Genomic DNA, 25,177 nt, shown 5'->3' with positions numbered 1-25,177 from the left:
TGTGCCGGCGGGGCTTTTTGGTTGGTTCTGTTGTCGGTACCGCTGTTGCTTATTTAGCGAAGTGGCTGCTTTTCAAACGGCGGCGAATGTCGCGGGGAATGGGTTTTCCGGCGCTGTACGCGGCCACTATTTCCGCTTCGCGCGTTTTGCTGAACCGTACCAGCTTGCCGATGCCAATACCAAACGGTACCCCTCCCAGCGCCAGCGCACTAACAATGGCCCCGCCGGCATTGCCACCCGAATCGCCGCTGCTGGCGCCCCGCACAATAGCGCCCGTGGCGCCAACCCCGATGGCGGTGAATATTGCCCCGCCCGTGCGGCGTTGCGCGAACAGATTTTGAACGGCCTGGGTGCTGTCGGTGGCCGGTACCTGGGCATGAGCAGCCATGGTGCTCAGCAGCAGCGCAGCTGAGAATAGAATTTTACGCATATGGTTTATGGGGAGATGAAAAGCTGTTTTGGCTACACCCTAAAGCGCAGTTACCACCCTACTGACTTCTTTACTTTTTCCTTCGGGCCTGTTTGCGGGCGGTCTTTTCGCGCCACTGGTCGGCCTTGGCGAAGTGCCTGGGCCGGAGTAGCGCCGCATAAACCGGCGACAAGGGCGCCCCGGCGGCATAGGTGCGCTGGAACTCGTTGAGCTTGGCCATGCTGTAAGTAGAGTTGCGAGCCAGCATAAACCCCAGGCCCGCGCCGGCCAGCCCGAGGCCGGCCGCTACGGCCCCGCCCGAAGCCGGCGTGTCTACCCACTGGCCGCTGTATACATCGTACTTGCGCTGGCCGCTGGCCATCAGGCGCAAACCGGGCAGGGCCAGCGCCAGGGGCCAGTAGGCAGCGTTACGCTTCGTGATAAACAGGGCCGTAACGGCATCGAGCGTGTCGGTGCGGGTGAAGGTGGCGGGCGTTGGCGCCACGGCCTGCTGGGCCGCGGCGGGTAGTGGTTGACTCAGCGCAACCAGACAAACCGGAAGCACCCGGCACAAGCGTAAAAGCGACATAAATAATCAGCCAAAAAACAGCGCAACTTCCTGCTTTGCCGGCGAATTAGCAATGGCTTCTCGATATATTTTGGATGTAGCTGAGGCCGCAGGCTCGCCAATGGCCAAGCTGGTAGTAAGGCCAGGTAGCTCCCTAATCCGGATATTTGCCCGTTCACTGCCTTCCCCGCGCCCACATGTCCGTTTTCACTACCTTCCTCCAGCTCGGCTTTTTCCACATCTTCAACCTGCAGGCCTACGACCACCTCGTGTTTCTGCTGGCGTTGTGCGCCCCCTACGTGCTCAGCGACTGGCGGCGGGTGGTGTTGCTCGTGACCAGCTTCACGGTAGGCCATTCGCTCACGCTGGCGCTGGCCACGCTGGACTTGGTGAACTACTCGCCCCAGCTGATTGAAACGCTTATTCCAGTTACCATCATTCTTACCAGCCTGCTGAACCTGATTGGGGCCGGCCGCGCTGCCCTGCGCCGGCCCGAAACGGGTAGCGCCGCTACCGGCGGGCCGCTGGTGCTGGCGCTGCCCAACCTGCTGGCCGTGGGCTTCGGGCTGATTCATGGGCTGGGGTTTTCGAGCTATCTGCGCGAGCTGCTGGGCCGCCAAAGCCGGCCGGTGCTGGAGCTGTTCAGCTTCAATGTAGGTGTCGAGCTGGGCCAGCTGCTGATTGTGGGGCTGATTCTGGCGCTGGGCTTCGGCCTGATTCGGGGCCTGGGCGTGGCCCGGCGCGACTGGCTGCTGGTGAGCAGCGGCGCGGCGCTGGGCATTGCGCTGGTACTGCTGGTGGGGTAAGTGGTGAGGAAACAGCACGCGAGGTGCTTCGGCAGGTGCGGCATAACACCCTGTTTTTTTAGAACCTGCTGCAACCATGCGGTAGCTGTTTCACCCTTTTCCCTCAAAACTTTCTAACTTTCTAGCTCTAAACCCCCACCTGCCTTTTATGCTCAAACCTACTCTGCTGGCCGCCGGGCTGGCGGTGCTGCTGGCCCTGCCCTCGGCCGCGCAGAACACCAACTCCGGCACCGATAAATTCGCCCAGCTTGAAACGCTGCTGCCCACGCCCAACTCCTACCGCACGGCCTCCGGGGCGCCCGGCACCAACTACTGGCAGCAGCGCGCCGACTACAACATCCGCGTGCGGCTCGACGACGAGAAGCAGGCCATCAGCGGCGACGAGGACATCACCTACACCAACCTCTCGCCCGACGTGCTCACCTACCTGTGGGTGCAGCTCGACCAGAACATCCTCGACAAGAACTCCATCACGGCCGCTACCCAGGTGGGCGAAATCCAGCCCCGCATGCCCTTCCAGGCGATGGATTACATGCAGCGCGATGGATTCGACGGGGGCTTTAAGATTGGCGAGGTGAAGCTCAAGGGCGGCAAGGCTCTGCCCTACGTCATCAACCACACCATGATGCGGGTGGATTTGCCCACTCCGCTACGGCCCAAGCAGGCCGTTACCTTCAGCATCAAGTGGAGCTATAATATCAACGACCAGCTCAAAATCAACCAGCGCAGCGGCTACGAGTTCTTCCCCGAAGACAAGAACTACCTCTACGAAATTGCGCAGTTCTACCCCCGCATGGCGGTGTACTCCGACAACCAGGGCTGGCAGCACAAGCAGTTTCTGGGCAACGGCGAGTTTGCCCTGCCCTTCGGCGACTACCGGGTGAGCATCACGGCCCCCGCCGACCACGTGGTAGGCGCTACCGGCGTGCTCCAAAACCCCAACGAGGTGCTCACCAGCGCCCAGCGCCAGCGCCTCCAGCAGGCCCAGGGGGCCAAGAGTCCGGTGCTGATTGTGTCGCCGCAGGAGGCCGAGCGGGCCGAGCAGAGTCGCGCCAAAGGCACCAAAACCTGGACCTACGCCGCCAAGGACGTGCGGGACTTTGCCTGGGCTTCGTCGCGCAAGTTTATCTGGGATGCTATGGGCATCAAGCAGGGCGGCAAAAACGTGCTGTGCATGAGCTACTACCCCAAGGAGGGCAACCCGCTCTGGGGTAAGTACTCGACCGAGGTAATTGCCCACACCATCAAGGTGTACTCGAAGTACACCATTCCCTACGAGTACCCGGTGGCCATTTCGGTGCACGGCCCGGTAGGCGGCATGGAGTACCCGATGCTGAGTTTCAACGGTGGCCGCCCCGAGAAGGACGGCACCTACTCGGCCGACCGCAAATACGGGATGATTTCGGTAATTATCCACGAGGTGGGCCACAACTTCTTCCCGATGATTGTGAACTCCGACGAGCGGCAGTGGACGTGGATGGATGAGGGCCTGAACTCGTTTGTGCAGTACCTGGCCGAGCAGGAGTGGGAGCGCGACTACCCCTCGCGCCGCGGCGACCCGGCCCAGATTGTGCCCTACATGCGCACCGACAAGAGCCTGCAAACCCCGATTATGACCAACTCGGAGTCGGTGCTGCAGTTCGGCAACAACGCCTACGGCAAGCCCGCCATCGGCCTCAACATCCTGCGCGAGACCATCATGGGCCGCGAGCTGTTCGACTACGCCTTCAAGGAGTATGCCCGCCGCTGGGCCTACAAGCACCCCACGCCCGCCGACTTCTTCCGCACCATGGAAGACGCCTCGGCCGTGGACCTGGACTGGTTCTGGCGCGGCTGGTTCTACACCACCGACCACACCGACCTGGCCATTGCCGGCGTGAAGGAGTACAGCATCAACTCGCAGAACCCAGCCATCGAGAAGGCCCGCCAGCGCGAGCTGGCCGGCAAGGCGCCCAAAACCATTTCGCAGCAGCGCAACCTCACGGCCATTCCGCAGCCGCTGGTCGAGCAGAAGCCCGAGCTCAAGGATTTCTACAACCAGTACGACCCGCTGGCCACTACCCCCGCCGACCAACAGCGCTACCAGCAGGCATTGAAAACGCTGAGCCCCGAGCAGCAGCAGCGTCTGAACGGCACGCTCAACTTCTACGAAGTGAGCCTGAAAAACCTGGGCGGCCTGACGATGCCCGTCATCATGCAGCTTACCTACGCAGATGGCCAGAAGGAAATTCAGAACATTCCGGCCGAAATCTGGCGCAAGAACAACGCCGAGGTCAGCAAGGTGTTCGTGACCGAAAAGCCGGTGGTGAGCTTTGTGCTCGACCCCTACCAGCAAACCGCCGATACCGACCTGGGCAACAATGCCTGGCCCCAGCAGGCGGCGCCCTCGCGCTTCGAACTGTTCGAGTACCAACAGCGCGCCCAGCCCAACCCCATGCAGCAGCAGTCGGCGCTGCAGCAGAAGGAGCAGAAGCCGCTGAACACGCCGGCCTCCTCGGCGGGCGGCAGCACGAACTAAGTAGCCATTTTCCAGTGATTCTAAAGCAGCCGGCTCCAGGGGTCGGCTGTTTTCTTTACACGTATGCCCAAATCATCTTCCAGCCTGGAATCACTTAAGCACCAAGCCCTCGGCCCCAATTCAGAGGCGGCTTCCGAAGCCTTTGAGGCCTTGACGGCTATTGGCACAGAGGAAGTGGCGCAGTTTTACTTGGGCTTGTTGGAAACGGCTCAGCGCGGGTGGCGCTACCGGGCCGCGATGGGCCTAATGCACTTGGGCGATGCGCGGGCCGTTGCGCCGCTTCTGCGAGCCATTCAGCTGCCAGAAACCCGCGGCTGCAACGGCACGCTGGTGTACGTCCTCACGCAATTTGATTGTCGGCATTTATTGAAGGAGCTCTTCCAGATGGTCTTTCAGCAAGGTTACGAAGCGCAACTGATGGCCATGATGGCCATTGAGGACCAAGATTTCGAGTATTCCATCGAAGATGCAGCTTATATTCAGCAGCAATGGGCCGTAGCGCAACTGGCGCCGAGCGAGTCCCTGCTGGAACTGGGGCTGGAAAATATCAGAGAACTGGTAGAAGAGTTGTAGCTTTTCCTCTTCTTTCCACCACTTGAGCAACGTATTATGGGACTTCTCGACGGCCTGCTGGGCAACGCTTCCGAAACCGACACCCACGCCATTCAGCTGGAGCTGAGCCAGTTGCTGGCCCCTGGCGAAGAGGTGTGCAAATCCTACATCGTTATCCGCGACCTGCTGGTGTTCACCACCAAGCGCCTGCTGCTAATTGACAAGCAGGGCGTTACGGGCAAGAAGCGCGAGTACCTGAGCGTGCCTTACCGCAGCATTGAGCGCTACAGCACCGAAACCACCGGCCACTTCGAGCTCGATGCCGACCTGAAAATCTGGGTGCGCGGCATGGCCGAGCCCATTACCAAAAGCTTCCGCGGCGACAAGAACATCTACGACGTGAGCCGCACCCTGAGCGAGTACACGCTTTAGCGGTGAGATGGTGAACTGGTGAGATGGTGAGTTTACGTCCCGGCGGGCCGATTTGCGCCACTTGCGCCGGCGGGACGTAAACTCACCATCTCACCATCTCACCACTTCACTATCTCACCGTTCCCGCTTATGGCTATGTTTTCTGCGGCGCACATGCTGGCCCAGGTCCGGCAGCACCCGCTACTGCCGGTTTTCTACCACGCTTCTGAGGAGTACGCCCGCACGGTGCTGGCGGCGGGCTACGCGGCCGGCATCCGGTTGTTCGAGTTTACCAACCGCGGCGACGAAGCGCCGGCCATTTTTGCCCGGCTCCAGCGCTTCGTGGAGGCCGAATACCCCGATTTGCTGCTGGGCGCCGGCACCATCTATACGCCCGAGGAGGCGGGCCGCTTCATTGCCGCCGGGGCCGACTTTATCATCCAGCCCATCACCAGCCCCGAGGTAGGTGCCATCTGCCGCAGCCACGACCTGGCTTGGCTGCCCGGCGCCCAGACGCTGAATGAGGTGTACACGGCTCACCGGCTGGGCGCTACGCTGGTTAAGCTCTACCCCTCGGCCTACCTCACGCCCGCCTACCTGGCCATTCTGCGCGGCCCGCTGCCCCACGTGCCTCTCATGGCCACCGGCGGTATTCAGCCCACCGTGGCAACCATGGCCGAGTGGCAGGCCGCCGGCGCCAGCTGCGTGGGCCTCGATGCCCGCCTGCTCGATACTACCGACCCGGCGCGGCTTACAGCGCAGCTGGCGGAATTGCTGGCCGCTCTCCGGCCGGCTTAGCAGGAGCTTTCTTCCATAGCAAAGGCCTCAATCTGGCTGGATTGAGGCCTTTGCTATGAGAATAAACTGTGTTATTAGCCCCCTACTACCGGGGCTTCGGGCGCCGGAACGGGCGGGTGGTAGGTGGGCGTGGCCGCTTTGTGCTCGGCCGCCTTCACACCCTGGTACTCATCGAAATCGTGGTGCTCGTAGGGGCGGATGATGAGGCGCAGGGCCTTGTCGGAACTGAAGTAGCTGATGGCCCAGCCGACGAGCGTGACGGCCTTGTTGCGGAAGCCGACCAGCGTCATCAGGTGCACAAACAGCCAGGTAAGCCAGCCCAGGAAACCGCCGAAGTGCAGGTCGCCGGGTAAATCGACGACGGCCCGGTTGCGGCCCACAATAGCCATGCTGCCCTTGTTGATGTACTTGAACGGCTCCATTTCGTCGCCTTTCAGCAGGCGCCCGAGGTTATCGGCCAGCTGCTCGGCCTGCTGAATAGCTACCGGCGCCAGCATGGGGTAGCCCCGGGGCATTTCGTCGGTGACCATATTGGCCACGTCGCCAATAGCGTACACGTTGCGCAGGCCCAGCACCCGGTTGTAGGTATCGACGCCCACGCGCTTGTTGCGCGCCACCACCTCGGCGGGCAGCCCATCAAGCGCCGAGCCATTCACGCCGGCGGCCCAAATCAGGTTCTGGGTGCGGATAAATTCGGTGTCGGAATAGTAAAGCTTGCCGTCTTCGAAGCGCTGGGCGTGGGTGTTGAGGCGCAGGTGAATGCCCATGTCTTCGAGGTACTTCTTGGCCTGCACCTGCGACTCCTTGCTCATCGGCCCCAGCACTTCGCCACCCGACTCGATGAGGTAGATTTCCATCTTCTTCAGGTCGAGCTCGGGGTAGTCTTTGGGCAGCACGTCCTTGCGCATCTCGGCCAGCGAGCCGCATATTTCGACGCCCGTGGGGCCGCCGCCCACTACCACCACGTTCATCAGGGCCTGGCGCTGGGCCGGGTCTTCGGTGAGGATGGCCTTCTCGAAGTTCTGAAAGAGGTTGCTGCGCAGGTTCAGCGCGTTCGGGATGCTCTTGATCTGCAGCGCGTTCTGCTCGATACTGTCGAGGCCGAAGAAGTTGGTGAGCGAGCCGGTAGCCAGCACCAGGTGGTCGTAGTGGATGTCGCCGATGTTGGTTTCCAGCAGGTTGCGCGCCGGATCGACCCGCTCCACATCGGCCATGCGGTAGTAGAAGTTGTGCTGACCGGCAAAAATCTTCCGGATCGGGTAGGCAATGCTGTCGGCTTCGAGGGCGCCGGTGGCCACCTGGTACAGCAGGGGCTGGAAGTTGTGGTAATTGTTGCGGTCGATGACGACTACCTGCACCGGCAGCTTCTCCAGGTCTTTAGCCAGCCGGAGCCCGGCAAAACCGCACCCGACAATCACGATGCGGGGCTGGGTGGTTTGCGGCAGATTGGTATCCATAAGCAGGAAAATGCGTGAGGTCAAACACTTCCTTTACCCCTAAACGGCCGCCAGGGTTATGGTTGGGGTTGGGCAGTGGATGAGTGAGTTGATGAATGAGTGAACCCATTTGTCATCCTGAGCGCAGCGAAGGACCTATGCAGAAGCTAATCAATGGATATACTTTCTGTATAGGTCCTTCGCAAGCTCAGGATGACAAACGGTTTCGTTCAACCCAGCCCCTAAGCCCCTAATAATCCACGCCTTCCTTCTTCTTGAACTCGCCGGCTTTCACCTGCTTGATGAGCTGCAGCCAGCTGAAGGGGTTGAGCAGCGGGTTGTTGGTGGCCGGGGTCTGGCCGAAGCCCATGCGGCGCTGCTGGTCGAGCTGCTGGTTCTGCATGGTCTGGCGGAAGTTGCCCATGCTGGTAACGGGCAGCGTGTTAAACATGCGGCGCATCACTTTGTCGTTGAGGCGTTCGGCGGCCGTTCGGTCGTTTTCGGAGGGCACTTCCATGGCCAGAAACGCTTCCTTGAACGCCTTCTCGGTGGCGTAGGGGAAGATGCGCACTTCGGGCAGAATGGTGGCGTCTTCCTGCAGCTGCACAATCACGGAGTAGCTCTGGCGCGGGTAGCTGGCGGGCACAATCACGTACTGGTTGCGGTAGCCCAGGCTGCGAATCACGATGCTGTCGCCGGCCAGCACGGGCATCGAGAAGTAGCCGTACTCGTTGCTGGTGGTGCCGCGGCCGGCCAGGGGCACAAAAATGGCCGCGCCGGGCACGCCCAGCAGCGAATCGCCGGAGGCCACGATGCCGGTGAACTGCACCACCGGCCGCTGGCCCTGGGCGCGGGCCGCGCCGGGCGCCAGCAGCAGACCCAGGGCCAGCAGCAGCACCGTCAGCAGAAAAGAAACTCGAACCGAATTCACAACGGGCAGATAAGTCATTAGGAATACCAAAGATACGGCACTTTCGGGGGCTGCTGGCGGGTTTGGCTTAAATTCGGGCCGCCGCCGGGTTCCGGCCGCTTTTCTTCCCTCCCGCTTTCGCCTAAAGATGCGCCTCAAACACTTTACCGTTGCATTTGGCCAGCAAGTATTCCGGGCCCTGGCCGACGAAAGCCGGGTGCGCATCCTGCATCTGCTGTGGCGCAACCAGGAAATGTGTATTTCTGATCTGGAGCAGGTGCTCGACTTTTCGCAGACCAAAACCTCGCGTCAGCTGGCCCACCTGCGCAGCGCCGGCCTCGTCAGTTTCCGCCGCCTCGACAACTGGGTGTTTTACTTCATCAAAGAGGAAGCCCAGGATTTGCTGCGCCAGCTGCTGGCCTACATGGAGCGCGATGCCCAGCTGATGCAGGACCAGAAAATCTACCAAACGCTGTGGTCGAACCGCGAGCTGGCCGCGTACAAGCTCCAGAACCGGCGCTGGCAAGGCTTATAGTATGGAGTAGTTGGTATTGAGTATTGAGATAAAAATCTATCCTTTAATAACATAACTACCAATCACTTCTCCATACCAAATACTCAATACTCAATACTCAATACTCAATACTCAATACTCAATACCAAATACTACTAACCGTGAAATCAGCAGATAACGTTAGCCGGCTATTTGTATGCGCGGCCCAGAAGGATGAAATCGGGCGCGACGTGGCCAAGGCGCTGAAGTTTGAGCTGAAGAAGCAGGGGCTGAAAACGCTGTTTTCGGGCGGCCAGAAGCGCAAGGTGCGGGTACAAACCTGCAACTGCCTCGATTTGTGCAAGCACTGCAAAAAAGGCCCCGGCGCCGCCCTCATTATCTACCCCGAGGCCGTGACCTACGGCGACGTGCGCCCGCGCGACGCCGCCGAAATCGTGCACGAACATCTGGGTGAAGGCCGGGTTGTAAAGCGGCTACTGCTTGACTGATTGCGCTTTCCGAGTTGTTGAAAAACAATTCACTCCTCATCACCTGCTCACCTTTTACCTCATCACCCCCACGTGAAATACCGTCACCTTTTCTTCGACCTCGACCACACGCTGTGGGATTTTGAAACCAACGCCGACCAGACGCTGCGCCATTTGTACGAACAGCACGAGCTGAGCCGCTACGGTACGTTCACGGTCGAGGAATTCATCCGGGTGTATTCCGACATCAACCACGGGCTATGGCGGCTGTACCAGAACGGTAAAATCGGGCAGCAGCAGCTGCGGGCCACCCGGTTTCCGCGCACGTTCAGCAAGCTGGGGCTCAGCGAGGCCGATTCGCCGGCCGATATGTCGGAGCAGTTCACCGATATTCTGCCGCTCAAGTCGGCCGTGTTTCCGCATACCCACGAGGTGCTGGCGTATCTGCGGGGCAAGGGCTACGTGCTGCACCTGATTACCAACGGCTTCCGCGACGTGCAGTACGTCAAGCTGCAATCCTCGAACCTGACCGACTATTTCCAGGAGATTATCACCTCCGAGTGCTGCGGCCACCTCAAACCCGACACCCGCATTTTCGCGCACGCGCTGGAGCGCTCCGGCGCCACCGCCGCCGAGAGCCTGATGGTGGGCGACAACCTGGAGTGCGACGTGCTGGGCGCCCACAACGCCGGCCTCGACCAGGTGTACTTCAACCCCGACAAGCGCCGCCACTTCAATCAGGTAACCTACGAAATCAGCTGCCTGAGCGAGTTGAAGGGTTTTTTGTAGCTGATTTGAGCGCCTTGCGCGGCTTGGCTTAGCAGTTGGGGCCCGACAATTAACCGGCGCGGCTACCTTTGCCCGATGATTAAACTAATCGGCTTTTCGGGCCGCCGGGGTAGCGGCAAAGACACCGTGGCGCGGCTCATGCAGCAGTTGCAGCCCGAGCGCAAGTGGCACATCCGCTCGGTGGGCGAGCCTATCAAGGCCGTGTGCGCGGCGCTGGCCGGTGAGGGCACGGCGCCCTACTTTTCGCAGACGGGCAAGGCCGAAAAGCTGCCCGCGTTCGGCCGCACCCGGGGCGAGATGCTCCAGCAAGTGGGCCTGGCGCTGCGCCTCTGGGAGCCCGATATCTGGGTGCAGGCGTTCTTCTCGAAGCTGCCCACCGAGCAGTGCACGCTCATCCCCGACGTGCGCTTCCCCAACGAGGCCGACCTCATCCGCAGCCGCGGCGGCCTGATGCTGCGCGTGGAGGGCGACCCGCTGCACCAGCGCGGCGACGGCACCCGCGACGACGCCCACCCCAGCGAAACCGCCCTCGACGACTACCCACACTTCGACGCCGTGCTCCAGAACACCGGCTCCAAAACCGACCTGGAACGGCAGGTATGGGAGTTATTGGAGCGGGTGTAGTGGTGAGTTACTGGCCTGCACATGTTCCAAAAAGCTACCCTCATTTTATGGCTCAGAGCCTGGGTTTTATTCCCAGTTAGCGTAGCATTGCTGCTCGCCTTTCTAGGCCTCGCCGTTTCGCGGTGGCGGACGCTGCACGGAACTGCTGCCATTGCTACCGTGCAGGCGTTGCCGGGGAAGGTCGGTTCCGGCAAAAGCTCCCTTTACGAAGTCATTATTCGATACAGCCAGCCGCAGCAAGGTGTGCAGACAGCTCGGATAATTACTACTTCCAGCATCTTCAACAAGCTGACATTGGACATGAAGGTGACAGTACGCTACGCAGCTCAGCAGTCCGGTAAACCGATGCTGGATTCTGAGTGGAGCTTTAGTGGTCTGATGCTCATCTGGCTTCCCGCAGTTCTACTCTTCTTCTTCGATGGATGGGCGGTGAATAAGGCTTGGCGAAGGCGGCGGCCGGATGGCTATCTACCAAACTAGCCTGAACCTGACAACTCGCGCACAAGCAAAACGTCACTTCGGAATGCGCGTAAAACGAAGCCTCACGTTTTATTCCTCCTGAATTATGTGCGGACGCTATTCCCTGATTTCCCCGCCCGGCCTGGTAAAAGAACGGTTCGGGGCTGACTATACCACTGACTTCGCGCCGACCTACAACGCCGCGCCCTCGCAGCACCTGCCCGTGATTACCAACACCGCACCCGAGCAGGTGCGGCTGATGCAATGGGGCCTGGTGCCGGCCTGGGTGAAAGACCGCACCAGCGGCCCCCAGCCCATCAATGCCCGCGCCGAAACGCTGGCCGAAAAGCCCTCGTTCCGGCAGCTATTGCAGCGGCGGCGCTGCCTGGTATTAGCCGACAGCTTCTTTGAGTGGCAGCAGAAGGAAGCCCACGGCCTGCCGCCCAAAACGCCCCACCGCATCCTGCTCACCTCCGGGCAGCCCTACGCCTTCGCCGGCCTCTGGGACGAGTGGCTCGACCGCGCCACCGGCGAAATCCTGCCCACCTTCACCATCGTCACCACCGAGCCCAACGCCCTGATGCAGCCCCTGCACCACCGGATGCCCGTGATTCTGCAGGGCCCCGAGGCCGAACAGGCCTGGCTCAGCGACGCCGTACCGGCCGCCGACCACCAAGCCCTGCTCCGCCCCTACCCCACCGAGCTGATGCGTGAGTACGTCATCAGCAAGCTGGTAAACTCGCCCTCCCACAACGAGCCGGCCGTGCTGGAACCGGTGTAGTTGAGCCTGAAACCGTCTGTCATCCTGAGCGCAGCGAAGGATCTTCTTACGGAAGCACAACCTCAGCAACATCTTGTGCTTCCGTAAGCAGGTCCTTCGCTGCGCTCAGGATGACACTCGTATTACTCTACCTAATCCCGAAGCCCTACCTTTGCAGTCTATCCATTCCGCCACCTAAAAACCATCCGTTTTATGGCCAATGCCCATTTCAACGTTCCGCTACCGATAAATGAGCCCGTGAAGGGCTACGCGCCCGATTCGCCCGAGCGGATTGAGTTGCTCAAGACCCTAAAGGAGCTCAAGCAGCAGGAGCGCGATATTGCCATGCACATTGGCGGCCAGGAGGTGCGCACCGGCAAGCTCGTGCGCATGAGCCCGCCCCACGACCATAAGCACACGCTGGGTCACTTCCACCGCGGCGACGCTTCGCACGTGCAGCAGGCCATTGAGGCCGCGCTGGCCGCCCGCACCGAGTGGGCCGAGCTGCCCTGGGAGCAGCGGGCCGCCATCTTCCTGAAAGCCGCCGATTTGCTGGCCGGCCCCTACCGCGCCCGCCTCAACGCGGCCACCATGCTGGGGCAGAGCAAAAACGCCTTCCAGGCCGAAATTGACGCCGCCTGCGAGCTGATTGACTTCCTGCGCTTCAACGTGTACTACATGAGCGAGCTGTACAAGCAGCAGCCCGTTTCGTCGCCCGGCATGTGGAACCGGCTGGAGCACCGGCCCCTGGAGGGCTTCATTTTCGCCCTCACGCCCTTCAACTTCACGGCCATTGCCGGCAACCTGCCCACCTCGGCGGCCATGCTCGGCAACGTCGCCGTCTGGAAGCCCGCCGACACTCAGGTCTACTCGGCCCAGGTGCTGATGGAGCTGTTCAAGGAAGCCGGCCTGCCCGACGGCGTTATCAACCTGGTGTACGTGGACGGTCCGACGGCCGGCGAGGTCATCTTCCAGCACCCCGATTTCGCGGGCATCCACTTCACGGGCTCGACCGGCGTGTTCCAGCACATCTGGAAAACGATTGGCGAGAACATCAGCAAGTACAAAACCTACCCGCGCATCGTGGGCGAAACCGGCGGCAAGGACTTCATCGTGGCCCACGAATCGGCCAAAGCGAAGGCCGTGGCCGTGGGCATTTCGCGCGGCGCCTTCGAGTATCAGGGTCAGAAGTGCTCGGCCGCCTCGCGGGTGTATCTGCCCTCGAACCTGGCCGACGAAATTCTGGGCTACGTGAAGGAGGACCTCGCCACCTTCAAAATGGGCGACGTGGAGGACCTCTCCAACTTCATCAACGCCGTGATTGACGAAAAATCGTTCGACAAGCTGGCCAAGTACCTCGACGCCGCCAAGGCCGACAGCAGCGTGGAAATCGTGGCCGGCGGCGGTTACAGCAAGAGCAAGGGCTACTTCATCGAGCCCACCGTCATCGTCACCAAGGACCCCAAGTACGTGACCATGTGCGAGGAACTGTTCGGCCCCGTCGTGACGGTGTATGTGTACGAGGCCGACGAGTACGAGCAAACCCTGGAGGTAGTCGACCAGACTTCGCCCTACGCCCTGACCGGCGCCGTGTTTGCCCAGGACCGCTACGCCATCGACCTGGCCACCAAGAAACTGGTGCAGGCGGCCGGCAACTTCTACATCAACGACAAGCCCACCGGGGCCGTGGTGGGCCAGCAGCCCTTCGGCGGCGCCCGCGCCTCCGGCACCAACGACAAGGCCGGCTCCATCCTCAACCTGCTCCGCTGGGTGTCGCCGCGCACCATCAAGGAGACCTTCGTGCCGGTTATGGATTACCGCTACCCCTTCCTGGGCGCCGCCCCAGCCGAGGATTTGAACCGCGACAAAGGCATCTAGCCCAAAGCGCTGTTTCTTGCCTGAACTGAAAATGGCCACCCTGTCTGGGGTGGCCGTTTTCTGTTTAAAGCGGCTTGCAATTTTACTGGCTGACAGCAGCTTACTGCTCGGTCGGTGGCTGGGCCTGCATGGGCGTGATGTCCAGTTCGTCGTACACCGCGGCCACTGGTAGCGTCAGGCCCAGCTCGGGAATTTCCAGCGTGTCGGTCAGCTCCGCCAGCGGCGTGAAGGACCAGACGCCGCTTTCCTCACGCCGGAACCACTCGACCAGGCAGGTGTGCTGGGTTACGAGCACGTAGTGTTGCAACGAAGCTATCTGCTTGTACTGATTGAATTTCCAGCTCCGGTCGTGGTCGGCGGTAGATGGCGAGAGGACTTCGATGATAAGCACCGGGTGGCGCACGATGAATGGCTCCTCCACATCAGCAGCATGGCAGGTCACCAGCACATCCGGATACGTGTAGTAGCGGCCCTCCTGCACGGCCAGCTTCATGCCTTCGTCATACACCTTGCAGCCGCGCCCGCGCAGCCCGGCCCGCAGGCTGATAACGCAGTTCTGACGGATGGTGTGGTGCGTGGCCGAAGCCCCCGACATGGCAAACACCTCACCCTCGAAGTACTCGTGCCGCTGGTCGGCGGTTTCTTCCAGCGCCAGGTATTCTTCGACCGTGTAGCGGGCGGGCGCGGCAGTTTGGGGTTGGGCCATAGCAGGTAGCGTTGGGGATACTTCAAAGATAAGGCTTTTCGCTGCTGCCCGGTTCAGCGTCAATCCGGCCCGCCGCTTACTATCTGGCTGGGCCTAGCGGATGAGCTGGTAGAGTTGCTCGCGGTAGGTTTCGCTGACCGGAATTTCCTTGTCGCCGATGTAAATCGTGTTGCCGTCGACCATGCGGATTTTGCTGAGCGACACGATGAAGGACTTATGCACCCGCAGAAATGGCGGCTGGGGCAGGGTTTCAACCAAATCCTTGAGCGTGTGGTAGGTAACCAGCCGCAGTTCGGGCAAGTGGATGGCCACGTAGTTGCTCAGGCCCTCGATATAGAGGATATCGGCGTACTCGACCCGCAGAAACTTGTTCTTGCTCTCGCCCTTCACAAACATATGGTCGGCCACCGGCGCGGGCGGGGTCAGCACCGGGGCCGCTGGGGCTGCTACCGGCGCGGACGGCACCACGGCGGCCGGGCCGGGCAGCAGGGCCAGCGCCTTCTGGGCCGCCTTGAAGAACCGCTCGAACGAAACGGGCTTGAGCAGGTAATCGACCACGTCGTTTTCGTAGCCTTCGAGGGCGTATTCGGGGTAGGCGGTGGTGAGGATGACCCGGCATTTGTTGCCCGCCAGCTTGAGGAACTGCAGGCCCGTGAGCCGGGGCATCTGAATGTCGAGAAACACCAAATCAACCCCGCCCTGCTGCACCAGCGTGAGGGCTTCGATGGGCTTGGTGGTGGTACCCACCAGCGTCAGGAAGGGCACCTGGTTGATGTAATCGGCCAGAATGGCCAGGGCCGGCGCTTCGTCGTCAACTACCAGGCAACGAATCATAGAAGTGTTTAGCTATTAGCTTTCAGCTGCTAGCTGTTAGCTCTTGTTCTGACAGACTAAGGACGGCAACGAAAGTTGTGCTCTTCACTTCCGATTTATCCCTCGGCAAGTTGCAGCGAAGTAACGAATTGCGCCGCCTCCATCCCCACGCTCAGCGTGTAGCGGCCGGGATACAGCAGCTCCAGCCGCCGCCGCAGGTTGGGCAGGCCCACGCCGGTGGTGGCGTCCTTGTGGTCGCCGGAGTGAAGCGGCTGGTTGCGGACTTCGAATTGTAAGCCGCTGGCAGTCACCTCCAGCTGAATCTGAACCGGGTGGGCGGGGTCGTCGAGGGTGCCGTGCTTGAGGGCGTTTTCCACGAACGGGATGAGCAGCAGCGGCGCGATGCGGTGGCCGGTGGGGTCGCCGCGGAGCTGAAAATCCACGAAAAACTGGTCGGCAAAGCGCAGGCGGTACAGGTCGAGGTAGTTGCGCAGGTAGTCGAGCTCCTCGCTCAGCAGCACCTGGCCGTCGGGCGTGTCGGGCAGCATGTAGCGCATCAGGTCGGCCAGCTTGAGGATGGCGGCGGCCAGCGGCTTCGACACCGGGTAGGCCAGCCCATAGAGCATGTTGAGCGTGTTGTAGAGAAAATGCGGGTTGATCTGGGTTTTGAGGAAGGCCACTTCGGCCGCCCGCTTTTCATCCCGTAGCACCCGGTTTTCCCGCTCTCTTTGTAGCGCAGTCTGACTAGCCCAAATGGCCGCGCTGATTAAAATAATGGGCGTAGCGAAGTATATATTATCGCCTATGTAATAACCTACTTTAAAAGCAGTAGAACCACCTATTTGGTAGTTACCAAAACCCAGCACGGCCGGGAACAGCACTTCCTCAATAAACGCACGCAGCCCAATAAACAGCGCCACCACGCCCAGCACCGCCCCCACCAACGACCAGCCCCGCCCCGGGCGGAGCAGCCGCGGATAGATTACCAGATAGCACAGGTAAAACTCCAGAATGCGGATAAGCAGCATGGAGCCGTTGAACCACAGGGCCTGGGGCGTGGGCGAGTTGCGGCCGATGAACAGGCCCAGCAGGTTGTAGCCGCCGTAGAAAAACCAGCCCAGCAGGTGCCAAAAAAAGATGGGAATGGTCAGGAAGCGGGAAGTAGTCATACGGGTAGCAGGTTTAGGCATCAAACCTACACCGGCCTAACTGCAAGCCCTATTTTTTTATGCCACTGCCCCGGTTTGGGATGCGAACGGGCAAACCCGGCTTTTGGGGCAGTGGCAGCGTGTTTCGGGGGTTTGGTGTAATCTTTTTTCAGCGCCCGAACCGGGAGCTCACCTTTGGCTTACCCTTTCACTAAGCCCCGCTCCCGATGCGCTCCGCTACCCTGCTTCTCTCGCTGCTGCCCGCTTTCGCCACCGCCCAGATTTCTGCTCCGGCCCCAACGCAGCTTGCCGCTCCCATTACGGGCCGGGTGCTGGATGCCCAGTCCCGGCCCCTGAGCTTCGCCACCGCCGTGCTGCTGCAACTGCCCGACTCGGCCGTGGCCGCCTCGCTGGCCACCACCGAGCAGGGCAGCTATACGTTTGAGGGCGTGCAGCCCGGTCGTTACTGCGTGAAGGCGCTGATGATGAGCTACCAACCCGCCCGGAGCGCCGCCTTTGCCGTGGTAGCCGGCCAGCCCGTGGCCGTGCCCGCTTTGCGCCTGACTCCGGCCACCACCACCCTGGGCGAAGTGCAGGTAACCGGCCTGCCGCCCCGGCTGGAGCAGCGCGCCGACCGCACCATCATCAATGTGGCCCGCCTGAACACGGCCGGCACCAACGCCCTGGAGGTGCTGCAACAGGCCCCCGGCATCCGGCTCGACAAGGACGAAAACATCGTGTACCGGGGCAGCACGGGCATCAACGTGCTCATCGACGGCAAGCTTACCTACATGTCGGGCGAGGTGCTGAAGAACTACCTCAAGTCGCTGCCGGCCTCGGCCATCAGCCAGCTAGAGCTGCTGCCCAACCCGCCCGCCTCGATGGACGCCGCTGGCACCGCCGGGGTGCTCAATATCCGGCTGAAGCGCAACCAGCTGCCGGGCCTGAGCGGCACGTTCAATGTGGGCGGCGGCTACGGGCGCTTCGAGAAAAGCTGGGCCGGCACCAACCTGGCCTACAACGTGGACAAGGTGCGCCTGTACGCCCGCCTCGACGGGGGCCGCTACAACTCGTTCAACCGCCTCACCATGCGCCGCCTCATCCGCGACACGGTGTTCAGCCAGGAAAACTACTGGCGCCCCCTCACCTACACCGGCAACTACGCCGCCGGGGCCGAGGTAGCCCTGAACGCCCGCCACAGTCTGGGCCTGGGCCTGCGCGGGGCCGCCGACCAGACCACCGCCCTGAGCACCGCCAACTCCGTGACCACCGACCCGGCCGGCCGCTTCGTGGAGCGCCGCCAGCTTTTCAACCCCCAGGACGGCCACGGCGCATCGCAAGCCCTCAACCTGAATTACCGCTGGACCATCGACAGCACCGGCCGCGAACTGAGCGCCGATGCCGACCTGGTGCGCTACACCAGCGCCCAGGACCAGCAATTCCGTAACCTGGCTTCTGGGCTGGAAAACGAGGGCTTGGGCCAGGACGCTGGTAAATTACGAAGTGCCAACTCCTCGGAAACCACTATCCGGGCTGCCAAAATCGATTACGTGCACCCGTTCGCGGGCACCAAGTGGCGGGCCGAAACCGGGGGCAAAACCAGCTGGACCACCTCCGCAAGCGCCATCCAGTTCGACCAACTGAACGGCCAGCAGTGGCTACTCGACACGCTGCGCACCAACTCGTTTCAGTACGACGAGCACATCAGCGCCGGCTACTTCACGCTGAGCACCACGTTGGGCAAGCTGGAGCTGAAAGGCGGCCTGCGCGGCGAATTAACCCAATCGACGGGCAACTCGCCCACCACCGGCCAGCGCGTGCAGCGGCGCTATTTCCAGTTGTTTCCCAGCGCCTTCGCGGCCTACAAAATCGACGACCACAACCAGCTGAGCGCCTCCGTCAGCCGCCGCATCACCCGGCCGGGCTACCAGGACCTCAACCCGTTTCTGCGCTACACCGACTTCTACACGGCTCACCAGGGCAACCCGTTTCTGGCGCCCTCCCTGTCCCAGTCGGTGGTGTTCAACTACATCCACAAAGATTTTCAGGTGCTGAGTCTGAGCTACCTGCGCGAAACCAACGCCATGAACGAGGTGGTAAGCCAGAACGACCAGACCAAGGTGTCGACCACCATGCCCCGCAACCTGGGCCGGGCCACTACGCTCACGCTTAGCTCGGGCGGCCACACCACCCTCACCGACTGGTGGGGCATGGACAACGAGCTCAGCGGCAGCTACAACGTGGTTTCTACCGAACTGGAAGGCCAGCACGTCCGCCTGGCCCGCTTCGGCTGGTCGGCCAGTTCCGACCACACCTTCAAGCTGCCCCGCGAGTACCAGGTGCTGGTGGGTGGCTACTACAATTCGCCTTCGGTGCAGGGGCTGTTCTACACCCGCTCCTCGGGGCAGCTCAACCTGGGCTTCAAAAAGCAGCTGTGGGCCGAAAAAGCCAGCCTGAGCCTGCGCATTAGCGACGTATTCGCCACCAACCGCTTCCGGAGCGACCTGCGCTACAACAACGTCAACCAAACCTGGACCAACCAGTGGGAAAGCCGCCGCGTAACGCTAACCTTCACCTGCAAGCTGGGCAACGGCAAGACCCGCACCCAGCGCAACGCCGGCAGCCAGGAGGAAGAAGGCCGGGTGGGCCGGTAGGCTGATTGGGGCTATTGCACGTACCAAAACGGCCGTCCTACTCGGGGCGGCCGTTTGGTTTTTCCATGCCGGCGTTGTCGTCGGTTACCAAGGGTATGCCTAGCTCAGCGTAAATGTCGGCCAGTAACAGCCGGGTGGCCAACTCCGGAATTTCGGCGGCCTCATCGGGCATCGTCAGCACCTGGTGTTGCCAGTCGGCGGTGTCGGAGGCGCGGTGGTACCAGTCGACGGCCTGGTATTGTTGCGATACCAGTAGGTAGTGGCGCAACGAGGGCAGTTGCTGGTAGCGGAACCGCTTCCAGACCCGGTCGTAGTCGGCCGTTGAGGGCGACAGCACTTCAATTAGCAGCACCGGATTGCGCATGGTGCGCTCGGCCTGCACGTCCTCGTCGTGGCAGGTCGCCATCACGTCGGGGTAGGTGTAGAACCGGCCATCGGCTACCGCCAATTGCACGTTTTCCGAGTAAACCTTGCAGCCCTGCTTGCGTGCGGCACCTTTGAGGCTAGCAGTGCAATTGTAGCACAACTCATTATGTAAGGCCGTGGCGCCGGCCATTGCCCACACTTCGCCCTGGTAGAATTCGTGGCGCTGGTCGGCGGTTTCTTCCAGCGCCAGGTATTCTTCGACGGTGTAGCGGGCGGGAAGTTTGGGTTGCGGGGAAGCCATTTCGGGCGGAGTTTGGTTGAGGTAAAGATACGCCTTTCGTTCCCCGTCTGCTTTTAGATTTGTTCTCAACTGCGAAGGGCCTACCTTTGCCTCCCATGCCGTCGAAAGCCGGCCTTTTACCCGTTGCTGCCATGCTGCTCGCCGTTCCCGTTCAATACCAGCCCCAGGATTTTCTGCCCATCATCGTGCAATTTGTGCTGGCCATTGCCTTCGTGGCGTTTGCCATGATTGTCTCGCACCTGGTGGGGCCGCGCCGCAAGAGCGTGGTGAAGGACGAGGCCTTCGAGTGCGGCATCGAGTCGGTGGGCAACGCCCGCACCCCGATTTCGGTGAAATACTTCCTCACGGCCATCCTGTTCGTGCTTTTCGACGTCGAGGTTATCTTCATGTACCCCTGGGCCGTGAATTTCCGGGCCCTGGGCACCACGGGCTTTTTGCAGATGCTCGTGTTCCTGACCCTGCTGATGGCCGGCTTCGTGTACGTCATCAAAAAGGGCATTCTGAACTGGAACGAAAGCCGTTAGGCCAAACTTTTGCCGGCCGGCTGGTGTTGGCTCTGAGTGGAATTAATCCACTTTTTCTTCCCTGACTTTCTCGTTCTTATGGATACCCGAGTTCCTGAAATTAAAATGGTGGACGCCCCCGACGGCCTCGAAGGCGCGGGTTTCTTCGCCACTTCGCTGGAGAAGGTGGTGGGCATGGCCCGCGCCAACTCGCTCTGGCCCCTGCCGTTCGCCACCTCTTGCTGCGGCATCGAGTTCATGGCCACCATGGGCGCCCGCTACGACATTTCGCGCTTCGGCTCCGAGCGGCCCTCGTTCTCGCCCCGGCAGGCCGACTTGCTGATGGTGATGGGCACGATTGCCAAGAAAATGGCCCCCATTGTGAAACAGGTGTACGAGCAGATGGCCGAGCCCCGCTGGGTGCTGGCCATGGGTGCCTGCGCCTGCTCGGGCGGCATTTTCGACACTTATTCGGTGCTCCAGGGCATCGACCGCATCATTCCCGTCGATGTGTACATCCCCGGCTGCCCCCCGCGCCCCGAGCAGGTGCTCGACGGCCTGATGCGCGTGCAGGACCTAGCCCGCAACGAATCCATCCGCCGCCGCAACTCGCCCGAATACCAGGCCCTGCTGGCCTCGTACAATATCAAGTAAGCTGTTTTTAGAGCTTAGATAATAGAGCTTAGAACTTAGACCGTTCTGCTTTATCACTGGCTAAGCTCTAACATCTAAGCTCTAAGCTCTATAAAATGGCTGACCAGAACGAATCCATCCCGGCTCAGGAAGCCGCTCAGGCCCAGGACCCGGCCGCGCAACAGAACGCGGAGCTGCTGGCGTTGCTGCACCGCCTGTTCGGGGCCGATGCCTTCACGGATGTGGAGGAGCCCTACGGCCTGCTGACGGCCACGACCACGCGGGAGCAGATTCATGGCATCATCGCCGGTTTGCAGCAGGACCAGGAGTTGCAGCTCAACTTCCTGACCACCATGTGCGGCATGCACTTCCCCGACCGCGAAGGCCAGGAACTGGGCATGGTGTACCACCTGCACAGTCTCACGCGCAACATCCGGCTGCGACTGAAAATTTTCTTCCCCATCGCCGACCCGGTGGCCCCCACCCTGACCGACCTGTACTCGGCCGCCAACTGGATGGAGCGCGAGGCCTTCGATTTCTACGGCATCATCTTCCCCGGCCACCCCAATCTGATGCGCATCCTCAACGTGGAGGACATGGACTACCACCCGATGCGCAAGGAGTATGCCCTCGAAGACGGCACCCGCGAAGACAAAACCGACCTGTTCTTTGGCCGGTAACTTTTAGAGCTTAGAATTGAGAGCTTAGACCTTAGTCTCTCTTTTGCATAACCCTGTTTCTAAGCTCTTGACTCTAAGCTCTAAGCTCTACACCAGATGGCAGTAAACGACACGCTGGAAGGCACCCATAAAATAATTGAGGAGGCGCGCGAGCAGCAGCCGCGGCTGCACCCGCTCGCGCCCACAGTCAACGATTTCAACCAGGAGCTGACGACCCTGAACCTGGGCCCGACACACCCGGCCACGCACGGCATTTTCCAGAACATCCTGCAAATGGATGGCGAGCGGATTATTTCCGGCGTGCCCACCATCGGCTACATTCACCGCGCCTTCGAGAAGATTGCCGAGCGCCGGCCCTTCTACCAGATTACGACCCTGACGGACCGGATGAACTACTGTTCGTCGCCCATCAATAACTTTGGTTGGCACCTGACGGTAGAGAAGCTGCTGGGCGTGGAAGTGCCCAAGCGCGCCCAATACATCCGGGTGATTCTGATGGAGTTGGCCCGCATCACCGACCACCTCATCTGCAACGGCATTCTGGGCGTTGACACCGGCGCTTTCACCGGTTTCCTCTACCTCATGGACGAGCGGGAGAAGGTGTACGAGATTTACGAGGAAGTAAGCGGCGCCCGCCTCACCACCAATATGGGCCGCGTGGGCGGCATGGAGCGCGACTTCTCCGACATTGCCATCAGCAAGCTGCGTGCCTGGCTGAAGGCCTTCCCGGCCGTGATGCGTGAGTTCGAGGCCATGTTCAACCGCAACCGCATCTTCATGGACCGGGTGGTGGACGTAGGCGCCATTTCGGCTGAGCGCGCCCTCAACTACGGCTTCACCGGCCCCAACCTGCGCGCCGCCGGCGTCGACTACGACGTGCGGGTGATGAACCCCTACTCCAGCTACCAGGATTTCGATTTCGAGATTCCCGTGGGCACCAAGGGCGACACCTACGACCGGTTTATGGTGCGCAACGAGGAAATCTGGCAGAGCCTGCGCATCATCGAGCAGGCCCTGGAAAACCTGCCCGCCGGCCCCTACCACGCCGATGCGCCGCACTTCTACCTGCCCCCCAAGCAGGCCGTGTACCAGAATATGGAGGCCCTCATCTATCACTTTAAAATTGTGATGGGCGAGATTGACGCGCCCGTGGGCGAGGTCTACCACTCGGTGGAGGGTGGCAACGGCGAGCTGGGCTTCTACCTCGTATCCGACGGGGGCCGCACGCCTTACCGCCTGCACTTCCGCCGCCCCTGCTTTATCTACTACCAGGCCTACACCGAAATGGTGGTGGGCCAGACCCTCTCCGACGCCATCGTGACGCTGAGCTCGATGAATGTAATTGCCGGGGAGCTCGACGCGTAGTTTTTCTGAATACAACTGATATGGAATCGACTGCCACCGCTGCCAAACCGCAATTTTCCGAAGCCGCCAAGGCCGAGATTGAGCGCATCTGCAAGCAATACCCCGAGGAGCGCCGCAAGTCGGCCATGCTGCCGGTGCTGCACATTGCCCAGGCCGAATTTGGCGGTTGGGTAAGCCCCGAAGTGCAGGATTTGGTGGCCGAAGTGCTGGGCGTGAAGCCGATTGAAGTGTACGAGGTGTCGTCGTTCTACACCATGTTCAACCTCAAGCCGGTGGGCAAGCACGTGCTGGAAATCTGCCGCACCGGCCCCTGCATGTTGCGCGGCTCCGAGGAGCTGACGGCCCACTTGGAGCGCATCACCGGCGCTAAAGTGGGTGGTCCAGCGTCCGAAGATGGTTTGTTTACCTTGAAGGAAGTGGAGTGCCTGGCCGCCTGCGGTTTCGCGCCCATCGTGCAGGTACGCGAGAAATACTACGAGCAGCTCGATACGCCCGAGGCCGTGGATGCTATGCTCACGGAGCTGCGCAACCAGGTGCACCGCCCCGCCCTGCCCTGGGAGGAAAACGGCCTGCCCAACGCGCTGGCCAACAATTAGGCCGTTGGCTAGTAGCTGTTAGCTGCTAGCTTTTCTGCCCAGTAATTTTGTTCGTCAGATTTGTTCTGACAGCTTATTTACCTAGCTAACAGCCACCCGCTAACAGCTAACAGCTCCAAAGAAATGGGACGCAAACTGCTGACCGAACATATCAACGTTGAAGGCATCGAGACGCTCGACGTGTACCGCAAGCACGGCGGCTACCGCTCGGTGGAGAAGGCCCTCAAAACCATGACCCCCGATGAGGTGGTGGAGGAAGTCAAGAAGTCGGGCCTGCGTGGGCGCGGCGGCGCGGGCTTTCCCACGGGCCTCAAGTGGAGCTTCCTGGCCAAGCCCGAGGGCGTGCCGCGCTACCTCGTCTGCAACGCCGACGAATCGGAGCCGGGCACCTTCAAGGACCGGCAGCTGATGTCGAAACTGCCCCACCTGCTGATTGAGGGCATGATTACGAGCTCATACGCGCTGGGCGCGAACACCTCGTACATCTACATCCGGGGCGAGCTGCTGTACGTGCTGCGCATCCTCGAAAAAGCCATTGCCGAAGCCTACGCGGCCGGTTTCCTGGGCAAGAACATCCTGGGTTCGGGCTACGACCTAGATTTGTTCGTGCATCCGGGCGGCGGCGCCTATATCTGCGGCGAAGAAACCGCGCTGCTCGAAAGCCTGGAGGGTAAGCGCGGCAACCCGCGCAATAAGCCGCCATTCCCGGCTGTGCAGGGCCTGTACGCCCGCCCCACGGTGGTCAACAACGTCGAATCAATTGCGGCCGTGCCGGTGATTGTAAACGAGGGCGGCGACGAGTACGCGAAAATCGGCGTGGGCAAGAGCACCGGCACCAAGCTGTTCTCGGCCTGCGGCCACCTCAACAAGCCGGGCATCTACGAAATCGAGCTGGGCCTGCCCGTCGAGGAGTTCATCTACTCCGACGAGTACTGCGGCGGCATCTGGAAGGGCCGCGACCTGAAAGCGGTAGTGGCAGGTGGCTCCTCGGTGCCGATTCTGCCCAAGGAACTCATCCTCAAAACGGCCGCCGGCGAAGACCGCCTCATGACCTACGAGTCGCTGAGCGACGGCGGATTTGTAACGGGTACCATGCTCGGCTCGGGCGGCTTCATTGCCATGGATGAGACGACCAGCATCGTACGCAATACCTGGAGCTTCGCCCGTTTCTACCACCACGAAAGCTGCGGGCAATGCTCGCCCTGCCGCGAGGGCACCGGTTGGCTCGAAAAGGTGTTGCACCGCCTCGTGCACGGCCACGGCCAGAGGCACGACATCGACCTGCTGGTGAGCGTGGCCAAGCAGATTGAGGGCAACACCATCTGCCCGCTCGGCGAAGCCGCCGCCTGGCCCGTGGCCGCCGCCGTGCGCCACTTCCGCGACGAGTTCGAGTGGTACGTAACGCACCCGCAGGAGGCCACCAAGCCCGGCGCGGTGTACCCCGGCCAATTAGTTAGAGCGTAGATTTGAGAACTTAGAGCTTAGAGAAGAAGATAGGAGCCAACGATTCTGC

Annotated in this window: 27 protein-coding genes; 19 read left to right on the top strand and 8 right to left on the bottom strand. The window is 61.2% G+C overall.

Translation table 11 applies throughout. The annotated features are described in order from the left end of the window. Positions 1-49: 49 nt before the first annotated feature. Positions 50-430, bottom strand: a complete 381-nt coding sequence (locus tag H145_RS0107085; RefSeq protein WP_019947446.1) for a hypothetical protein — start codon at positions 428-430, stop codon at positions 50-52. 70 nt (positions 431-500) lie between these two features. Beyond that, positions 501-998 (bottom strand): hypothetical protein, encoded by a 498-nt coding sequence (locus H145_RS0107080; RefSeq protein WP_157541316.1) that lies wholly within the window; start codon positions 996-998, stop codon positions 501-503. Positions 999-1,174: 176 nt separating this feature from the next. Here H145_RS0107080 and H145_RS0107075 point away from each other — a divergent pair, with 176 nt between their 5' ends. The 5 genes from H145_RS0107075 (at position 1,175) to H145_RS0107055 (ending at position 6,062) form a co-directional block, all read left to right on the top strand. Then, positions 1,175-1,783 (top strand): HupE/UreJ family protein, encoded by a 609-nt coding sequence (locus tag H145_RS0107075; protein WP_019947444.1) that lies wholly within the window; start codon positions 1,175-1,177, stop codon positions 1,781-1,783. Between the two features lie 148 nt (positions 1,784-1,931). Beyond that, positions 1,932-4,301: a M1 family metallopeptidase gene (locus tag H145_RS0107070; RefSeq protein ID WP_019947443.1), complete on the top strand. Its 2,370-nt coding sequence runs from the start codon at positions 1,932-1,934 to the stop codon at positions 4,299-4,301. A gap of 63 nt (positions 4,302-4,364) precedes the next feature. Continuing rightward, entirely contained in the window at positions 4,365-4,874 is a 510-nt protein-coding gene (locus H145_RS0107065) for a HEAT repeat domain-containing protein (protein WP_019947442.1), read from the top strand. A gap of 36 nt (positions 4,875-4,910) precedes the next feature. Continuing rightward, positions 4,911-5,285: a PH domain-containing protein gene (locus H145_RS0107060; RefSeq protein WP_019947441.1), complete on the top strand. Its 375-nt coding sequence runs from the start codon at positions 4,911-4,913 to the stop codon at positions 5,283-5,285. A gap of 129 nt (positions 5,286-5,414) precedes the next feature. After that, positions 5,415-6,062 (top strand): beta/alpha barrel domain-containing protein, encoded by a 648-nt coding sequence (locus H145_RS0107055; protein ID WP_071595138.1) that lies wholly within the window; start codon positions 5,415-5,417, stop codon positions 6,060-6,062. 74 nt (positions 6,063-6,136) lie between these two features. On the opposite strand, the gene H145_RS0107050 is transcribed toward H145_RS0107055, so the two are convergent. Next, the gene (locus H145_RS0107050; protein ID WP_019947439.1) at positions 6,137-7,519 is read right to left on the bottom strand and encodes an NAD(P)/FAD-dependent oxidoreductase; all 1,383 of its coding nucleotides are present in this window, start codon (positions 7,517-7,519) and stop codon (positions 6,137-6,139) included. Positions 7,520-7,748: 229 nt separating this feature from the next. Beyond that, positions 7,749-8,429 (bottom strand): carboxypeptidase-like regulatory domain-containing protein, encoded by a 681-nt coding sequence (locus H145_RS0107045; protein ID WP_157541314.1) that lies wholly within the window; start codon positions 8,427-8,429, stop codon positions 7,749-7,751. Positions 8,430-8,556: 127 nt separating this feature from the next. Between H145_RS0107045 and H145_RS0107040 the strand changes: the two genes are divergently transcribed. The 7 genes from H145_RS0107040 (at position 8,557) to pruA (ending at position 13,899) form a co-directional block, all read left to right on the top strand. Further along, complete coding sequence (locus H145_RS0107040; RefSeq protein ID WP_019947437.1) at positions 8,557-8,943, top strand: metalloregulator ArsR/SmtB family transcription factor; 387 nt, start codon at positions 8,557-8,559, stop codon at positions 8,941-8,943. Between the two features lie 140 nt (positions 8,944-9,083). Beyond that, positions 9,084-9,410 carry a (2Fe-2S) ferredoxin domain-containing protein gene (locus H145_RS20325; RefSeq protein WP_019947436.1) on the top strand — a complete coding sequence of 109 codons (327 nt, stop codon included), beginning with the start codon at positions 9,084-9,086 and terminating at the stop codon, positions 9,408-9,410. Positions 9,411-9,482: 72 nt separating this feature from the next. Then, on the top strand, positions 9,483-10,178 hold the full coding sequence (locus H145_RS0107030; protein ID WP_019947435.1) for a YjjG family noncanonical pyrimidine nucleotidase: 696 nt from the start codon (positions 9,483-9,485) through the stop codon (positions 10,176-10,178). 75 nt (positions 10,179-10,253) lie between these two features. Continuing rightward, positions 10,254-10,802: a hypothetical protein gene (locus tag H145_RS22620; protein WP_019947434.1), complete on the top strand. Its 549-nt coding sequence runs from the start codon at positions 10,254-10,256 to the stop codon at positions 10,800-10,802. Positions 10,803-10,823: 21 nt separating this feature from the next. Next, a complete protein-coding gene (locus tag H145_RS0107020; RefSeq protein ID WP_019947433.1) occupies positions 10,824-11,282 on the top strand; it encodes a DUF3592 domain-containing protein in 459 nt (152 codons plus the stop codon). Positions 11,283-11,367: 85 nt separating this feature from the next. Then, entirely contained in the window at positions 11,368-12,042 is a 675-nt protein-coding gene (locus H145_RS0107015) for an SOS response-associated peptidase (RefSeq protein ID WP_019947432.1), read from the top strand. 192 nt (positions 12,043-12,234) lie between these two features. After that, positions 12,235-13,899 (top strand): L-glutamate gamma-semialdehyde dehydrogenase, encoded by a 1,665-nt coding sequence (pruA, locus tag H145_RS0107010; protein WP_019947431.1) that lies wholly within the window; start codon positions 12,235-12,237, stop codon positions 13,897-13,899. A gap of 100 nt (positions 13,900-13,999) precedes the next feature. Here the strand turns inward: pruA and H145_RS20315 are convergent, their stop codons facing one another. The 3 genes from H145_RS20315 to H145_RS20310 form a co-directional block, all read right to left on the bottom strand. Beyond that, positions 14,000-14,605 (bottom strand): Uma2 family endonuclease, encoded by a 606-nt coding sequence (locus tag H145_RS20315; protein ID WP_019947430.1) that lies wholly within the window; start codon positions 14,603-14,605, stop codon positions 14,000-14,002. A 93-nt stretch (positions 14,606-14,698) separates the two neighbouring features. Next, positions 14,699-15,439, bottom strand: a complete 741-nt coding sequence (locus H145_RS0107000) for a LytR/AlgR family response regulator transcription factor (RefSeq protein ID WP_019947429.1) — start codon at positions 15,437-15,439, stop codon at positions 14,699-14,701. Positions 15,440-15,534: 95 nt separating this feature from the next. Beyond that, positions 15,535-16,587, bottom strand: a complete 1,053-nt coding sequence (locus tag H145_RS20310; RefSeq protein WP_019947428.1) for a sensor histidine kinase — start codon at positions 16,585-16,587, stop codon at positions 15,535-15,537. A gap of 206 nt (positions 16,588-16,793) precedes the next feature. Between H145_RS20310 and H145_RS0106990 the strand changes: the two genes are divergently transcribed. After that, positions 16,794-19,220, top strand: a complete 2,427-nt coding sequence (locus H145_RS0106990) for a TonB-dependent receptor domain-containing protein (RefSeq protein WP_019947427.1) — start codon at positions 16,794-16,796, stop codon at positions 19,218-19,220. Between the two features lie 37 nt (positions 19,221-19,257). Here H145_RS0106990 and H145_RS20305 read toward each other — a convergent pair whose 3' ends face one another. Then, entirely contained in the window at positions 19,258-19,887 is a 630-nt protein-coding gene (locus H145_RS20305; protein WP_019947426.1) for a Uma2 family endonuclease, read from the bottom strand. 131 nt (positions 19,888-20,018) lie between these two features. Here H145_RS20305 and H145_RS0106980 point away from each other — a divergent pair, with 131 nt between their 5' ends. The 6 genes from H145_RS0106980 to nuoF all read left to right on the top strand — a co-directional run bounded on the left by H145_RS0106980 (position 20,019) and on the right by nuoF (position 25,128). Further along, entirely contained in the window at positions 20,019-20,411 is a 393-nt protein-coding gene (locus H145_RS0106980; RefSeq protein ID WP_019947425.1) for an NADH-quinone oxidoreductase subunit A, read from the top strand. A gap of 78 nt (positions 20,412-20,489) precedes the next feature. Further along, the gene (locus tag H145_RS0106975; protein WP_019947424.1) at positions 20,490-21,044 is read left to right on the top strand and encodes an NADH-quinone oxidoreductase subunit B; all 555 of its coding nucleotides are present in this window, start codon (positions 20,490-20,492) and stop codon (positions 21,042-21,044) included. 95 nt (positions 21,045-21,139) lie between these two features. Further along, positions 21,140-21,703: an NADH-quinone oxidoreductase subunit C gene (locus H145_RS0106970; protein ID WP_019947423.1), complete on the top strand. Its 564-nt coding sequence runs from the start codon at positions 21,140-21,142 to the stop codon at positions 21,701-21,703. Between the two features lie 96 nt (positions 21,704-21,799). Continuing rightward, a complete protein-coding gene (gene nuoD / locus H145_RS0106965; RefSeq protein WP_019947422.1) occupies positions 21,800-23,068 on the top strand; it encodes an NADH dehydrogenase (quinone) subunit D in 1,269 nt (422 codons plus the stop codon). A gap of 20 nt (positions 23,069-23,088) precedes the next feature. Then, positions 23,089-23,664: an NADH-quinone oxidoreductase subunit NuoE family protein gene (locus H145_RS0106960; RefSeq protein WP_019947421.1), complete on the top strand. Its 576-nt coding sequence runs from the start codon at positions 23,089-23,091 to the stop codon at positions 23,662-23,664. A gap of 123 nt (positions 23,665-23,787) precedes the next feature. After that, complete coding sequence (gene nuoF / locus H145_RS0106955) at positions 23,788-25,128, top strand: NADH-quinone oxidoreductase subunit NuoF (protein ID WP_019947420.1); 1,341 nt, start codon at positions 23,788-23,790, stop codon at positions 25,126-25,128. Positions 25,129-25,177 lie beyond the last annotated feature (49 nt).

Origin of the sequence: Hymenobacter aerophilus DSM 13606, assembly GCF_000382225.1 — a bacterium.
GTDB lineage: Bacteria > Bacteroidota > Bacteroidia > Cytophagales > Hymenobacteraceae > Hymenobacter > Hymenobacter aerophilus.
Note: the sequence above shows the minus strand (reverse complement) of the source record. Positions and strands in the feature narration are given on the sequence as shown.